This is a genomic window from Clostridium intestinale DSM 6191 (assembly GCF_900130055.1).
Lineage (GTDB): Bacteria > Bacillota > Clostridia > Clostridiales > Clostridiaceae > Clostridium_T > Clostridium_T intestinale.
In genome coordinates, this window is sequence record NZ_FQXU01000020.1 from 20,788 (window position 1) to 36,037 (window position 15,250).

Genomic DNA, 15,250 nt, shown 5'->3' on the forward strand with positions numbered 1-15,250 from the left:
TTTAAGGATAGTTTTAAGCAGCATGGATGTATTGAGAACTGTTCCTTAAGCTAATAAACCCATCATATTCCTTACTCCAAGTACTCCAACTCATCTTAAATTCTCTACCATTTTCTTTACAGTAGTTATAGAAATTAAGTAGTAATTTATATCTCTCAGGGGTATAGAATTCTCTAATAGTAACTTCGTCGAAGTTTGCAAGTTTTAGCTGACGGTCTATAATATCTGTAGCAGACACTTCATTATAATTTATGAGCATATCATACATAATCATAAAGGTTGTTGTTCTTCCTACACCAGCTTTACAGTGGAAATGAACCCAGGAATCTTTAGGAAGATTTTTAAATACCTCTATAAAATAATCAACCATATCATCAGTAGGTAACCCTAAATCTGTTACAGGAATTCTTATGTAGGACAAGTTTTTTGAAGTAACTAAAGCATCTTCATTAAAAACTTCAGTAGGAATCATACTATTATTAGGGGCTCTATAAACTGTAAGAGGAGTATTTAATGGTATGGAACTTAATTGCTTTGCTTCTTTTTCTATTACCTCATCTCTAGTTAATCCTTTATTAACATCATTGTTTAGATTCTTCCAGCTAACAGGAAGCCCATTTATAAAACCATGAGATTCTTGCCGCAGGTCTACAATAGTAATTGGTTTTGATGTGCCTATTTCCTCTAATAAAATAGGAAGATTTTTTTCGGAAAATTGCTGACTTCCTGAAATATTTAATTTATCTATTCCCTTCAAAGAGAACTTTTCATTTTTAGTTAAATAAATAGGTGTAGAAGTTTTACGGAAATTTCGTGGAGTAGATTCATTTAAAGAATCTAGTGCTAGCTGAACTTCATCAGATGCAATAGCTGCAGCTGTATCTAAAGACAGAGTAGTAGAAGATAGAGAAATAAAAACCAAGATAAATGCAAAAAAGATGGCAGTACTTTTTTTCAATTATATCACCTCTCAAATAGTTCTATAGGATAGTATTCCCTAAATACAAAAAATTACTATTAACCACGGCCTATGTAATCTATATTAAAAATCAATATTAGTGCTACTATAACCAAAATAAAATAAATAACCATGTCTCTAACCAAATCAAGTCGAATTAATTCTTTTCTAAATTTCATTAATAATCACCTCTTAATTCTTTTAAAGTTATTAATAATTACTTCATTATTGAAAGTATGGACAAACAATCTGAGTTGTATACACATTATTGCTGTAGCATGTCACAAAGTGACTGCATCAAATTCATTAAAGTGATTATTACCATAGAGTTTTTCTAAAAATGAAAATTTACATATAGGCTCTTTTATATTTAATTTAATAATAGTATAATCTACCATAGGGAGTATATTAGTAAAGGGGGCTATTAAATGTTTCAATGGAAAGATGAGTATGTTACAGGTATACAATTTATTGATGAACAACATAAGATGCTATTTGAAATAGCACACAAAGCCTATGATATATACAAAAATGACCTAGTATTAGATAAATACGACAAGATAGTTGAAGTAATAGAAGAACTAAAGGAATACACTAAATATCATTTTGGTGAAGAAGAAAAATTTATGGTGGAGAGTAAGTATAAAAAATTCTTTTCTCATAAAATTCAACATGATGATTTGATAAGTGATCTTGATAAGATGAACCTTAAAGATATGGATCATAATCAGGATAAGGCATTATTAGATATTCTTAATTTTGTTTTAGAGTGGATACAAAATCACATATTAAAAACTGATTTGGGTATGACTGCTGAAATCAAAAAAAGTTTATCATAATCTAAATAACTAAAGGATAAAATACATAGAGCAGCAAGCTAACAATGGTTTCATTATGTTATAATTACGGATGGAACATTAAATATATTCACGGAGGTAAGGAAATGAAAAAAGGATTAACTCTAGACATTACAAAAGCTAAACCATTTTTAAGAGACGAAGAAATAACTAACTTAAGCAGCATAGTTAAAGCAGCACACAAGGATTTACACGAAAAAACAGGTGCAGGCAATGACTTTTTAGGGTGGATTGATCTTCCAGTTAATTATGATAAAGATGAATTTAATAGAATTAAAGATGCAGCAGAAAGAATAAAAGGACATTCTGATGCTTTAATAGTTATAGGAATAGGTGGATCTTATTTAGGAGCAAGAGCAGCTATCGAAGCTATAAATCACTCTTTCTTCAATGTTTTAAGCAAAGATAAGAGAAAAGCTCCACAAGTATTTTTTATAGGAAACAGCATAAGTTCAACTTATTTAGCTGATTTATTAGAAGCTATTGAAGGATTAGATATAAGCGTAAATGTTATATCTAAGTCAGGAACTACTACTGAACCTGCTATAGCATTTAGAATATTTAAAGACTACATGGAAAAGAAATATGGAAAAGAAGAAGCTAAAAAGAGAATATTTGCAACTACTGACGGAAAAAGAGGTGCATTAAAATCTTTAGCTGATGAAGAAGGTTATGAAACTTTTGTTATTCCTGATGATGTTGGAGGAAGATTCTCTGTATTAACAGCAGTTGGTTTACTTCCAATAGCAGCTAGTGGAGTAAATATAGATGAATTAATGCAAGGTGCAGCTGATGCAAGAGATGCATATTCAAGTGATAATGTAGAAGAAAATGACTGCTACAAATATGCAGTTGTAAGAAATGCATTATACAACAAAGGTAAGGTTACTGAAATATTAGTAAACTATGAGCCAGCTCTACAATACTTTGGTGAATGGTGGAAACAACTTTATGGAGAATCAGAAGGAAAAGATGGTAAGGGTATATTCCCAGCAGCTGTTAACTTCTCTACAGATCTTCACTCTATGGGACAATACATTCAAGATGGTTTAAGAAACGTATTTGAAACTATAGTAAATGTTGAAACTGCTAAAAAGAATGTAACTATAGAAGAATCTAAAGAAAATGTTGACGGATTAAACTTCATAGCTGGAGAAACCATGGATTTTGTTAATAAAAAAGCATTCCAAGGAACTGTTTTAGCTCATAATGACGGTGGAGTACCAAACGTTATAGTTAATGTTCCAGAATTAACTCCATACTACCTTGGACACTTAATATACTTCTTTGAAAAAGCTTGTGGATTAAGTGGATATATTTTAGGAGTAAATCCATTTGACCAACCAGGAGTTGAAGCATACAAGAAAAACATGTTTGCATTATTAGGAAAACCAGGATTCGAAGATTTAAAAGCTGAACTTGAAAAAAGATTACAATAATTATGAGAATTCTGATTGACGGCGATGGCTGTCCAGGAAGAAAAATCATAGAGAAAGTTGCAAGGGAATTTCAAATTCCCTTGTTCTTATATTGTGATATTCATCATAGTATAACTTTAGAGTATGGAGAGGTTAAATATCTAGATAGCGGATTTCAATCTGTGGATATATTTTTAGCTAATGTGACTAAAAAAGGCGATGTTGTAGTTACAGGAGATTATGGATTGGCATCTATGATATTAGCTAAGGAAGCCATACCTGTAAATCCAAAAGGAATGGTATATAATAAAGACAATATAGATAGACTACTTATGGAAAGGCATATATCAGCAAAAGTTAGAAGAGGTGGAGGAAAAACCACAAACCACAAAAAGAGAACCAAAGAAGATGACGATAATTTATATAGGGCTCTAAGGAATATAGTTCAAAATATTGTCCAGACTAAAATATAAGCTGTGTAGTAAAACAATCTACATAGCTTTTTTTGAAAAGGAGTATTGTGATTTGAGAAGAGAAAACATAAAAAAGAGAAGAAGAAAAAAGAGAAAGAGAATATTATCAGTAGTTCTCATAATAGGATTGCTATTAATTATAATTCCAACTGCATTTGTAATATCTAAAAACATTCTTGAAAAAAACATTTCTAAAAATCAAGATAAGACACCTGAAGAAGATACAACTCAAAATGAAAAACCAGTTGAACCAGTAAAACAAGATGTGAAAGAAGAAGTTATAATATCTGCAGCTGGAGACTCAACTTTAGGAACAGATACAAAGTTTTCAGGAGAAACTCTACCTGCTGTATTTAACACCACAGGAAAAAACTACGCTTATTTTTATCAAAACGTATATGATATATTTTCTAAGGATGATTATACTTTTGTAAATCTTGAAACCACCTTTACTGATGCAACGGCTAAAAAGGATAAGGGAGCTCCTCCTTATTATCATTTTAAAGGACCTAAGGATTACGTAAATATACTTACCTCTGGCAGTATAGAAGGTGTCACAGTTGCTAACAATCACATATATGATTATGGACAGCAAGGCTTTAATGACACAATAGAAGTGCTAAAAGGTGCTAAGGTAGACATAGCTGGAGAAGGATATAAAATAGTTAAAGAGATAAAGGGAATAAAGTTTGGATTTTTAGGTTATCAAGCTTGGAGTGATACTAAGGAGCTAAGAGATAAGATAAAAGCAGATATAGCTGAACTTAAAAATAGTGGCTGCGAAGTAGTAATTCCATACTTCCATTGGGGAATAGAAGGACAATATAAACCCTATGATGTTCAAGTTAATATAGGAAGATATGCTATAGATAGTGGGGCTGACTTAGTATTAGGATCACATCCTCATGTAGTTCAAACCTTAGAAAACTATAAGGGAAAACTTATAGTATATAGTTTTGGTAACTTCTGTTTTGGAGGAAACAATAATCCTACAGATAAGAGAACTTTCATATTACAAGCAAAACTTAATTTCACAAACGGAAAATTAGAGCAAACCAGTTTTAAAGTGATACCTTGTTCGGTATCTTCAGTAAATAACAAAAATGATTATAGACCAACTCCTATGAAGGATCAAAATAAAACAAACTTATTAAAATTTTTAAATGAATTATCTCCAACACTTAATGGAGAGATAAAAGACGAATTTTTTCAGATACAATAAAATTTAACACTAATATGTCATAAAAGAGAGTTTTTCTTCGTTAAAAACTCTCTTTTAAACAATTCATTTTGTAGCAAATAATGGTATAATACTCTTGGGTAAATATATTTGAGGAGCGAATGAGAATGGATGAGATTTTGTTAAAGTTTAATAGAGAAAATCCTATTAGTAAGGAAGAAGAAGTTGAAATACAAGTTGAAAACAATACGGATGAAAAGCTAGAATACAAGTTCATTTTAGGTAATTTCGGAATATGGACAACCTTAAGAGAATTTTCATCTGAATCAGTATATAAATGGATTCCCACGGAAAACGGCAGCTATATTTTCATGGTTCAAGGCAAAAAGAAAGATAGCTCAAAACCCTTTGATTATTTATGTAAGGGTGAAATTTTAGTTGGGGAAGAAGAAGAAAAAATAATTAAAAATGTATTTGTTAATTCTCACGAGTTACAGGTGGGAGAAAAAATAAGTATAGAAATAGAAAGTTCTAAAAGACCTGTATTATTTAGATTCTGGAAAAGTGGACAAAGAGGCTGGGAGCTTATAAAAGACTATTCACCAGAAAATAGCTTGATTTTTACTGCTAGTGAAGAAGGAAATCAAGAGATATTAATAGAGGCCAAGGAGCCAGCATCAGAAAATAACTTCGACGATTTTTATTCAGTAAAATATAAGGTAAATCCAAGAGCAAAGGTTGAAATATCAAACTTTAGATGTTTAACTCAAGACTTATTATGTGGGGAAGAGTTAAATTTTCAGGTTGAATCTAAGGGTGAAGAAACCTCCACAATGCTTTATAAGTTTGTAAAAATCAATGAAGAGGGAAAAGCTTTATGTATTCAAGATTATTCCTCCAAAACAATAGTGAGCTTTTCAGAGCAAGAACCAGGCGAATACAAACTTCTTTGTTTAGCAAAAGATATATATTCAAACAAGGAACATGATGATAGAGCCTTAATGGTTTATACAATAAAAGCCTATAAACCTATATTAATAAAAAGCTTCACAACAGATTTAGCTTCACCTCAAGTAAATGGAGCAGCTATTTTATTAAGAGCTTTTGTAGAAGGTGGAAAAAATTTATTATATAGATTTAAGATAGATGGAACTTATGGGGAAGACTCTGGATTTATAAAGAACTCAACATATTTATGGAAGAGTAAATCAGAGGGAGAATACAAAATAACCCTTTATGTAAAAGATGCAAGTTTTGAAGGTGACTATGAAGACACTGTAGCTATGGAATATTTTATAGATAGAAAAAGTGCCAGAACAATTAAGATTACAGATGTAGTTATGGACAAAGATAGCAATTATTTAGTTGGAGTACCTATAAACATAAAAGTGTTAGCTGAAGGTGGATCATCACTAAAATATTCATTTACAGTTTTTAAAAACAAAAAAGAAATAGAAAAAGTAAATTATGGAACAGCAAATTGGGTTAACTTTACTCCAGAGGAATCTGGAGAGTATGAAATGGAAATACGTGTAAAGGATAAATATTCTCCTAAGGAATATGATTGTCATAGTGTAGTGTACTTTGATATAATAACTTATATACCTGGTAAGATAGATTATATTTTGTTGCCATCAAAGGAGTTCTACATGGTTGGAGATGATGTTGAGCTCGAGGCAATAGTTCAAAATAGTCAATCAACCCTCATTAATTACATCACAAAAATAAATGGACATGTAGTTGAAGAGACAGGTTTTATTAAAAATAAAAAGTTGAAATTGACACCTAAAATTCCTGGGAAATATACCTTTGAACTTTATGCCAAAAACATAAAATGCCAAGGTGAATATGACACCAAAAAAGAGTTCCACATATATATAAACGACTCTGCACCAATTACTGGAACAAAGATAATTTCTAATAACATTAACTTCAAGTTACAAGATGAAATTAACTTTAATGTTGAATGTAAGGGTGGAAAAGATGTATGTTATGAGTTTTATATAATGGAAAGAGGGAATTGGGTTAGGACTCAAAGTTATAGCAAAAAGTCATATTATAGCTTTAGACCTTTCGTAGCAGGTCAATTTAAGATATTAGTTTTAACAAAAAGTTATTATAAAAAAAATGCCTATGAGGATTATGACATCATTGAATTTAAAGTTTCAGAATAACTAGACGATAAATAACTATAAAAAATATGGAGAGATGCATATGAAAATAGAGAATACAGAACAAATGTTAGCTATGACCATGATGTCATCCATACTAAAGCAATCAATGGGAAATAGTCAGTCCTTTGACATAATACTTCAAGGATTATTACAAAGTATGGATAGTAGCAGTAGCGATAGTCAAAGTATACTTAGTGGATTATTAGGAAATCAGCTTGGAGAATCCATAGGTGGAAGCAGTAGTTCATTAAGTGATTTGAACACTTTAAACTTAAAATCATATTTAAGTCAAGGGGTAGATTCATCCTATAAGGGAACTGATGCTACAAGACTTAGAATAGAAACAGCAGTAAAAAGTGCTTCTCAAAAGTATGGTGTAGATGAAAACTTAATTAGAGCAGTTATAAAGCAAGAATCTGATTTTAATCCTAAGGTAGTTTCAAGCGCTGGAGCACAAGGACTTATGCAGCTTATGCCATTTAATTCAGAAGCATATGGACTATCAAATCCATATGATATTGAAGGTAACATAAATGTTGGTACTCAAATGCTTAAAAAACTTCTAGATAGATATGGAAATTTAGATATGGCTTTGATGGGATATAACGCAGGGGAAGGAACCATGGCAAAAAGAGGAGTAACCTCACCAAGCGATTTATACAAGATGCCAGCAGAAACAAGAAATTATGTAGTTAAAGTAACGAATTATTATAGAAATGGAATATCTTAAAGGCTATTAGGCTAGTACAAATTATTGTACTAGCCATTTTTTATTGCACAAATAATTAGATAATTATCTAAACAACTAATTACTTGATTATCTAAGTATTTAATTAACTAATTACTTAAGTATCTAATTACTTAATTATTACCGTAGTTATGGGAGTACGGTGATACTTAGATAATTAGGTACAATTTTTATTCATTATCTTAGCTTTAAAACCATATAGTATTAGAGTTAAAGAAAGAGAGGTTGAGAGCATGAATAAAAATGAAAATGAGCCTTTTGATGTAAAAAAGACCTTTAATATCAGAAGATCCACAGCAGAAATGATAATAGAATTGAAATTAATTCATCCTAACATAAATATTAGATATAATATATTAATCGATGAAGCTATAAGACATTATTATGAACATATCAAAGAAAAAGGCGGATTTTAGAGAGGATAAATGATAGAATATTAGATATTAAATTACAGAAATGAGGGAGCTAGCTTGGAATTTATAAAATCAATATTCTATTTTATAGTGGCAGGTGTATTTGAGATTGGCGGGGGTTACCTTGTATGGTTATGGCTTCGTGAGGGGAGAAGCTTTTTATATGGAGTAGCTGGAGCCGTAGTATTAATTTTGTATGGAGTCATACCAACATTACAGCCTCCAAACTCTAATTTTGGAAGAGTGTATGCAACATATGGAGGAATATTTATTGTTTTATCTATATTATGGGGATGGAAGGTTGATAAGGTAGTTCCAGATAAATTTGATTTGATTGGAGGAGCAATAGCCTTAGTAGGAGCCCTTATAATAATTTACGCACCTCGTAATTAAATTCTCTACACCACGTAATTAAGTTCTTTACACCTAGAAATTAAATTCGGACACTGTGAAAAAAATAGTTATATGTGATAAATTTAGTTAATTTCATAATATATAAACTTAATAAGCCGTTTACATTAGAAATATATCAATTTTTCTATTTTGAAGCAGTTTATAATTGAAGAATTTTAAATTTGAAGTATCATATTATCATGGGATTTTTATAAATAAAAGTAGTATAAGTGTAGGACTGGGGTTTATTGTATACAATGCTTTAAGGGAGATGATAATATGGATATAAAATTAGATGTATTAGAAAATATAATAGAACAAAAAGACATTGAAGTACATTATCAACCTATTGTATCAATAAGAAAAAAAACAGTTATCGGATTAGAAGGGTTAAGTAGAGGTGTTTTTGAAAATGAATTAATAGATCCACTTACTCTATTTAAAAAGGCATCAAAAGAAAAACTAAATGTTCAGTTAGATAGGATATGTAGAGAAAAGGTTGCAGAAGGGTTTAAAGATATTTATAAAAAGAATAAGGACTTATTGCTTTTTATGAATATTGATATATCAACTATGACTAACGAAACTGTAGGGTCAGGATTTTTGATAAATTTGGTTCAGGAATGTCAAATAAGGCCTGAGAGTGTAGTTTTAGAGTTTGTTGAATCTAAAGTTAGTGACGTAGAGGCTTTAAAAAGATTTGTGGATTCTTATAGAAGTTATGGATTTTTAATAGCATTAGATGATGTTGGGTCAGGGCACTCTAACTTAGATAGGATTGCAATCGCGCAACCTGATATTGTGAAAATTGACGGAGTAATTGTAAGGGATATCCACCTAGATTATTATAAACAAGAGGTGTTTAAATCTTTGGTGAGCCTTTCAAAAAATTTAGGTGCAACAGTTGCAGCTGAGGGAGTAGAGAATGAAGAGGAAGCCTTAAAAGTTATGGAACTTGGTGCAGATATGCTACAAGGATTCTATTTTTCAAAGGCACAGCCTATATCATCTGGCATATTAAAAAATTCTAATTATTCAATAAAAAAAATTTCTAATAATTATTCGGATTATATGACTGGTAAAGTGAATGATGAAAAAAATAAGCTAGTAGAATATGAAATAGTTATAAAAGAAGTATTGCACAAACTTTCTTTAGCTGAAGAAAAAAGATTTGATTTTACTTTATTAGATATAGTTAATAATTATAGAATATTTGAGTGTTTATATATACTTGATTCTAGAGGAATTCAAGTATCGGATTCAGCCACAACATACAATCACTTTCTAAAGCATAAGAGTTTGATATTTCATTCATCTAAAAAGGGTGAAAATCATTCTTTTAAAAAATATTATTATTTTTTAAAGATAATGAAATTAAGTAAATATATGACGGAGCCGTATATCTCAGTTGCGACAGGAAGTTTGTGTGTAACTATGTCTTGTATATTTAAAAATATTGAGAATAAAAAATATATATTATGTTTAGATTTAAATCCAGATAGTATATATATTTAAAATACTCTCCATACCAATTTGGTATGGAGAGTATTTTAAATTTCAGCAATTATTTTACCAGTTTCAGAAATATCATAGCCACCAATTCCTTGAATTTCTAGTTTAAATTCCTTTGAATTAATTATGTCTATGAGAGTTTGAAAGACAGGATTATCGAGATCTTCCTTTTTAATTATTAAATCATAATTTTCTTTTTGTATTGGTATAAATTCAATACCATCTACTTGAAGAGCAGTTTTTTCATTTCCTATACCTACATCTGCAGCACCTCTAGCTACAGCACTTGCAATAGCAAGATGTGATAACTCCTCTTGTTCATATCCTTGAATAGATTTAGAAGGTATATTTAGATTTCTTAAGTGTTCATCAATAAGAACTCTAACGCCGCAACCACGCTCTCTATTTACCATTTTAATATTAGATTTAGTCAAATCACTCCAAGAAGTTATATTTTTGGGATTGCCTTTCGCTACATAAAAACCTTCCATGCGGCAAACTAAGTGTATTATTATGCAAGGAATGCCTGGAAGTAATCTTCTGACATAAGGTATGTTATATTTTTTAGTTTCTCCATCCCACAAATGAGCTGAGGCTACTGTAACATTTCCCTTATAGAGTTCTACTAAGCCGTTATAGCTCCCTGTGTAATATCTAAAAGCTTGAGTGCCATTAGGATGCATATCTAAATATCTTGTCAAAATATCTAATATCATATCTTGCCCGCAGATTATAAAACCATCCTTTAATTTTGAAGTATTATGAAGATTTTTAGGTGAAGTTTTTTCGTAAGAAACATTAGAAGTAGATTGAAATTCGGTGGTATGAACTTTATTAGATCTGCTTTTATTTTTATAATACTCAATATCATTTAAATCAATACGAACTTTTCTACCTACACGATAAGAGGGTAATTCACCTCTTTTTATAAATTCATAAACTGTATTTTTTGAAACACCAAGAATATCAGCGGCTTCTTTTGTAGAAAGTGATCTATTTTCAGTCATAAAGTTTATCCACCTTTCAAAATAAAATAGTAAAATCAGTTACTTAAAGTATATTATAAGTTACATTGATGAAAAGTAAAACAAGCTAAGTTATAAATTTATTATGTTATAAATATGGAAATTGTTATTAAGATAAATGATTGAATTAATATAGAAAACGAGTAAATTGTGTGAGTAATTATTAATATATAAAAAAGCAGGACAATAGCTTGCTATTGTTGTAGGAATACAATAGAGGGATTAAAATTTTTATAAGGTTAACTATTAAATTATATGGAGGGATAAGGATGAAAATAGCAGTATTAGTGAATGAATATGAAAAAAGTATATCTTCCCTTGAAGATGGCATTATTAAAGTTTATTCTAAAGATAGTAGTGGTGCCTGGGAAGTTGAAAAAGAGCTTTCGTATAGGATAAATAATCAATCTAGTACAGTGGCTTTGCATAAAATGATGGCTGAAATACTCGAAGATCTTGGTGAGTGCAGGAATTTTGCTGCACTAGAAATTAAGGGAATGCTATTTACTTTTTTAGATGGATACAATTTTAATATGTGGAGAATGAGTGGAGCACCTGAAGAATTTTTAGATTATATTTATGAAAAAGAGAAGGAAATAGCAATTAGTACTCCGGAGGTAGTGCCTAATATGTTACCTATTGATATGGGAGATGGATGTTACTTTATTGATTTGAAAAAAGCCATAGAAAATGATGAGAAAACTACATCTAAAAAGATATTGCTTCCTTTTTTAAGAAACAGCTCCTTTAAAAATTTGAAAATATTCTGTGATCATATTCCACGTTGGTTTAAGTCAGAATTTGATAATTTAAATTTATCTTTTAATCAAGAAGAAAGCAATAAAGGAATTGAGGTTACAGTATATCATAATTAGGATATTTAGATATAGCATAAGAAACTGTCAAAATAATTTATGATAGTTTCTTTTTTATTAAAGAAAATAAATTAGTTTATTGAACATATATGAATTTGTGTGAATTTGGTTATAAAAAAGTGAAATAGTGGATTTATATATAAATTAGAACAAATACATATGGGCATTTTAAAAACTTGGGTATTAATAATGAAATATTAATGTACGTACAATGATAAATTCGTATAGAAAACGAACTCAAAAAGACTTGTATTTATAAATGTGTTAAAAAAGTTTTTAGAATTTATCAATTATTGTGTTATACCTATATTAATTTTACTATAGGTATATAAATTTAATTAATTTTGTAGATTTTCAAACTTTATAACACCACGAATGTTTTAAAGTTTAATTTCTAAATAATATGACTTCTTGGGTGGCTTAAAATTGATAAACTTTATGCTTTATGAAATGCTAATTTTTATTTAGGAGGGGGATGATCAATAATAGGACATTGTGATGGTTTTTTAGACAAAAATAAAACTTCATAGATACCACGAATATCTATGAAGTATGGCTAATCTTATTTACTTGTGACATCAAGCTTATTTAATTCGCCTAATTTTATTATAACGATTTAATTAGGGTATTTCAAGAATTTTAAATAAGCAATAATAAGTTTAATGAATTTAAATGAAATATGGATTTTGAAAAGTTTGTTTATTTGAGAGGAGAGAATAATATGACAAGAAAAATCGCTATATATGGAAAAGGTGGAATCGGTAAATCAACAACTCAACAGAATACAGCTGGAGCTATGGCTCATTTTTATGATAAAAAAATATTTATACATGGATGCGACCCCAAAGCTGATTCAACTAGACTTATTTTAGGTGGTATGAATCAAAAAACTTTAATGGATATGCTTCGTGATGAAGGAGAAGAAAAGATAACTGTTGATAGAGTAGTTAAGGAAGGGTTCCATGGAATTCGTTGTGTTGAATCAGGTGGACCTGAACCAGGAGTTGGATGTGCTGGTCGTGGAGTTATAACTGCAATAGATCTTATGGAGAAAAATGGTGCATATACTGAAGATCTAGATTTTGTTTTCTTTGATGTTCTTGGTGATGTTGTATGTGGAGGTTTTGCAATGCCAATACGTGACGGTAAGGCTCAAGAAGTTTATATAGTTGCATCTGGTGAAATGATGGCTATATATGCAGCTAATAATATTTGTAAGGGATTAGTGAAATATGCAAAACAAAGTGGAGTAAGATTAGGTGGAATAATATGTAACAGTCGTATGGTTGATAGGGAAAGAGAATTTTTAGAAGAGTTTACTGCTGCTATAGGAACTCAGATGATACATTTTATGCCTAGAGATAACATCGTTCAAAAAGCAGAGTTCAATAAAAAAACGGTTGTAGAATTTGACGATACTTGTAATCAAGCTAAAGAGTATGGAGAGTTAGCACGTAAGATCATTGAAAATCAAAATTTTGTTATACCTACACCACTCCAAATGGATGAATTAGAGGCTATGGTTGTTAAATACGGAATAACAGATTAATTATTTGTTTGATAATATTATCATAAAATTTCAGGACTTATAAACTAAAAATATAAGTCTTGAAATTAAAAAATGTTAGATAGAGGAGGAGAAATTTATGCCGCATCATTTGTTTAAATGTAGTGAATGTATTCCAGAAAGAGAAAAACACGCTGTTATAAAAGGCGAAGGGGAAGATTTAAGTGATGCTCTTCCATTGGGGTATCTTAATACAATACCAGGTACAATATCTGAACGTGGATGTGCTTATTGTGGTGCAAAACACGTTATAGGAACTCCAATGAAAGATGTTATTCATATGAGCCATGGGCCAATAGGATGTACTTATGATACTTGGCAGACAAAAAGATATATAAGTGATAATGACAATTTTCAAATAAAAAACACCTTTGCAACAGATGTAAAAGAAAAACATATAGTTTTTGGAGCCGAAAAAGTATTAAGAGATAATATTAAGGAAGCCTTTAAAGCCTTCCCTAATATAAAGAGAATGACAATTTATCAGACTTGTGGTACTGCCCTTATAGGAGATGACATAGAAGCTGTTGCAAAAGATGTAATGGAAGAGATGCCTGATGTGGACATATTTGTTTGTAATTCTCCAGGATTTGCTGGTCCTAGCCAATCTGGTGGACATCACAAAATAAATATAGGATGGGTGAATAATAAGGTTGGAACATATGAGCCAGAAATAACAAGTGACTACGTTATTAATTATGTTGGTGAATACAATATTCAAGGTGACCAAGAGGTTATGCAAGATTACTTTAAAAGAATGGGTATTCAAATTCTTTCAACCTTCACTGGGAATGGATCTTATGATAATTTAAGAGGAATGCATTTAGCTCATTTAAATGTGCTTGAATGTGCTCGTTCAGCAGAATATATATGTAATGAATTAAGACAAAGGTATGGAATACCAAGACTTGATATAGATGGATTTGGATTTAAGGCATTAGCGGATTCTTTAAGAAAAATTGGATTATTTTTTGGTATAGAAGATAGGGCCCAAGCCATAATAGACGAAGAGGTTGCTAGATGGAAGCCAGAACTTGATTGGTATAAGGAACGTCTAAAAGGTAAAAAGGTTTGTTTATGGCCAGGTGGATCTAAGTTATGGCACTGGGCTCATGCTATTCATGAGGAAATGGGTGTTGAAGTTGTATCTGTATATACTAAATTCGGACATCAAGGAGATATGGAAAAAGGAATAGCTAGATGTGAATCTGGAGCTTTGGCAATAGATGATCCTAATGAATTAGAATCCTTAGAAGCTATGAGAACATTAAAACCAGATGTTATATTTACAGGTAAAAGACCAGGAGAATTTGCAAAAAAGGTTGGGGTTCCATATTTAAATGCTCATGCATACCATAATGGACCTTATAAAGGATTTGAAGGTTGGGTAAGATTTGCTCGTGATATATATAATGCTATATATTCACCAGTTCATCAGTTAGCTTTAGTTGATATAACTAAAGATGAAATAGCTGATACTAATTTCTTAACACCAAACTTGATATCAGATAAAGATTTAAGTGAAGAAGTTAAGAACTCAACTACATTAAGAGAATATACAGGGAATTATGACAGTGTTTCACAGTTTAGAACCAAGGAATATCCTGAATTTGAAAGAACTAAAAAAGCTGCTAATTCATAATAATTGGAGGTGTTG

Annotated in this window: 14 protein-coding genes; 12 read left to right on the plus strand and 2 right to left on the minus strand. The window is 30.4% G+C overall.

What is annotated here, in order from left to right; all coding sequences use genetic code 11:
- Nucleotides 1-13 precede the first annotated feature (13 nt).
- Nucleotides 14-958, minus strand: a complete 945-nt coding sequence (locus BUA92_RS21215) for a fused DSP-PTPase phosphatase/NAD kinase-like protein (RefSeq protein WP_073022648.1) — start codon at nt 956-958, stop codon at nt 14-16.
- Between the two features lie 428 nt (nt 959-1,386).
- Here BUA92_RS21215 and BUA92_RS21220 point away from each other — a divergent pair, with 428 nt between their 5' ends.
- The 9 genes from BUA92_RS21220 to BUA92_RS21260 all read left to right on the plus strand — a co-directional run bounded on the left by BUA92_RS21220 (nt 1,387) and on the right by BUA92_RS21260 (nt 10,129).
- Nucleotides 1,387-1,797, plus strand: a complete 411-nt coding sequence (locus tag BUA92_RS21220; protein ID WP_021800402.1) for a bacteriohemerythrin — start codon at nt 1,387-1,389, stop codon at nt 1,795-1,797.
- A 104-nt stretch (nt 1,798-1,901) separates the two neighbouring features.
- Entirely contained in the window at nt 1,902-3,254 is a 1,353-nt protein-coding gene (locus BUA92_RS21225; protein WP_073022649.1) for a glucose-6-phosphate isomerase, read from the plus strand.
- 2 nt (nt 3,255-3,256) lie between these two features.
- Complete coding sequence (locus BUA92_RS21230; protein WP_073022650.1) at nt 3,257-3,706, plus strand: YaiI/YqxD family protein; 450 nt, start codon at nt 3,257-3,259, stop codon at nt 3,704-3,706.
- A 52-nt stretch (nt 3,707-3,758) separates the two neighbouring features.
- Nucleotides 3,759-4,928 (plus strand): CapA family protein, encoded by a 1,170-nt coding sequence (locus BUA92_RS21235; RefSeq protein ID WP_083553622.1) that lies wholly within the window; start codon nt 3,759-3,761, stop codon nt 4,926-4,928.
- Nucleotides 4,929-5,053: 125 nt separating this feature from the next.
- Nucleotides 5,054-7,060, plus strand: coding sequence for a triple tyrosine motif-containing protein (locus BUA92_RS21240; protein ID WP_073022651.1), 2,007 nt, complete (start codon nt 5,054-5,056; stop codon nt 7,058-7,060).
- Nucleotides 7,061-7,100: 40 nt separating this feature from the next.
- Nucleotides 7,101-7,790 (plus strand): lytic transglycosylase domain-containing protein, encoded by a 690-nt coding sequence (locus BUA92_RS21245; RefSeq protein WP_073022652.1) that lies wholly within the window; start codon nt 7,101-7,103, stop codon nt 7,788-7,790.
- Nucleotides 7,791-8,041: 251 nt separating this feature from the next.
- Nucleotides 8,042-8,224, plus strand: a complete 183-nt coding sequence (locus BUA92_RS21250) for a hypothetical protein (RefSeq protein WP_073022653.1) — start codon at nt 8,042-8,044, stop codon at nt 8,222-8,224.
- 54 nt (nt 8,225-8,278) lie between these two features.
- Complete coding sequence (locus BUA92_RS21255) at nt 8,279-8,614, plus strand: YnfA family protein (RefSeq protein WP_073022654.1); 336 nt, start codon at nt 8,279-8,281, stop codon at nt 8,612-8,614.
- A 279-nt stretch (nt 8,615-8,893) separates the two neighbouring features.
- Nucleotides 8,894-10,129, plus strand: a complete 1,236-nt coding sequence (locus tag BUA92_RS21260) for an EAL domain-containing protein (protein ID WP_073022655.1) — start codon at nt 8,894-8,896, stop codon at nt 10,127-10,129.
- A 35-nt stretch (nt 10,130-10,164) separates the two neighbouring features.
- On the opposite strand, the gene BUA92_RS21265 is transcribed toward BUA92_RS21260, so the two are convergent.
- Complete coding sequence (locus BUA92_RS21265; protein ID WP_073022656.1) at nt 10,165-11,133, minus strand: substrate-binding domain-containing protein; 969 nt, start codon at nt 11,131-11,133, stop codon at nt 10,165-10,167.
- Nucleotides 11,134-11,420: 287 nt separating this feature from the next.
- Between BUA92_RS21265 and BUA92_RS21270 the strand changes: the two genes are divergently transcribed.
- The 3 genes from BUA92_RS21270 to anfD all read left to right on the plus strand — a co-directional run bounded on the left by BUA92_RS21270 (nt 11,421) and on the right by anfD (nt 15,235).
- Nucleotides 11,421-12,026, plus strand: a complete 606-nt coding sequence (locus BUA92_RS21270) for a Fe-only nitrogenase accessory AnfO family protein (protein WP_073022657.1) — start codon at nt 11,421-11,423, stop codon at nt 12,024-12,026.
- Between the two features lie 721 nt (nt 12,027-12,747).
- A complete protein-coding gene (gene nifH, locus BUA92_RS21275; protein ID WP_073022658.1) occupies nt 12,748-13,575 on the plus strand; it encodes a nitrogenase iron protein in 828 nt (275 codons plus the stop codon).
- 97 nt (nt 13,576-13,672) lie between these two features.
- Nucleotides 13,673-15,235 carry a nitrogenase iron-iron protein, alpha chain gene (gene anfD / locus BUA92_RS21280; RefSeq protein ID WP_073022659.1) on the plus strand — a complete coding sequence of 521 codons (1,563 nt, stop codon included), beginning with the start codon at nt 13,673-13,675 and terminating at the stop codon, nt 15,233-15,235.
- Nucleotides 15,236-15,250 lie beyond the last annotated feature (15 nt).

Bases quoted from the DNA above. Each gene is read 5' to 3' on its own strand.
- BUA92_RS21220 (WP_021800402.1), top strand. From the start codon at position 1,387: ATGTTTCAATGGAAAGATGAGTATGTTACAGGTATACAATTTATTGAT.
- BUA92_RS21225 (WP_073022649.1), top strand. From the start codon at position 1,902: ATGAAAAAAGGATTAACTCTAGACATTACAAAAGCTAAACCATTTTTA.
- BUA92_RS21230 (WP_073022650.1), top strand. From the start codon at position 3,257: ATGAGAATTCTGATTGACGGCGATGGCTGTCCAGGAAGAAAAATCATA.
- BUA92_RS21240 (WP_073022651.1), top strand. From the start codon at position 5,054: ATGGATGAGATTTTGTTAAAGTTTAATAGAGAAAATCCTATTAGTAAG.
- BUA92_RS21245 (WP_073022652.1), top strand. From the start codon at position 7,101: ATGAAAATAGAGAATACAGAACAAATGTTAGCTATGACCATGATGTCA.
- BUA92_RS21250 (WP_073022653.1), top strand. From the start codon at position 8,042: ATGAATAAAAATGAAAATGAGCCTTTTGATGTAAAAAAGACCTTTAAT.
- BUA92_RS21260 (WP_073022655.1), top strand. From the start codon at position 8,894: ATGGATATAAAATTAGATGTATTAGAAAATATAATAGAACAAAAAGAC.
- BUA92_RS21265 (WP_073022656.1), bottom strand. From the start codon at position 11,133: ATGACTGAAAATAGATCACTTTCTACAAAAGAAGCCGCTGATATTCTT.
- BUA92_RS21270 (WP_073022657.1), top strand. From the start codon at position 11,421: ATGAAAATAGCAGTATTAGTGAATGAATATGAAAAAAGTATATCTTCC.
- nifH (WP_073022658.1), top strand. From the start codon at position 12,748: ATGACAAGAAAAATCGCTATATATGGAAAAGGTGGAATCGGTAAATCA.
- anfD (WP_073022659.1), top strand. From the start codon at position 13,673: ATGCCGCATCATTTGTTTAAATGTAGTGAATGTATTCCAGAAAGAGAA.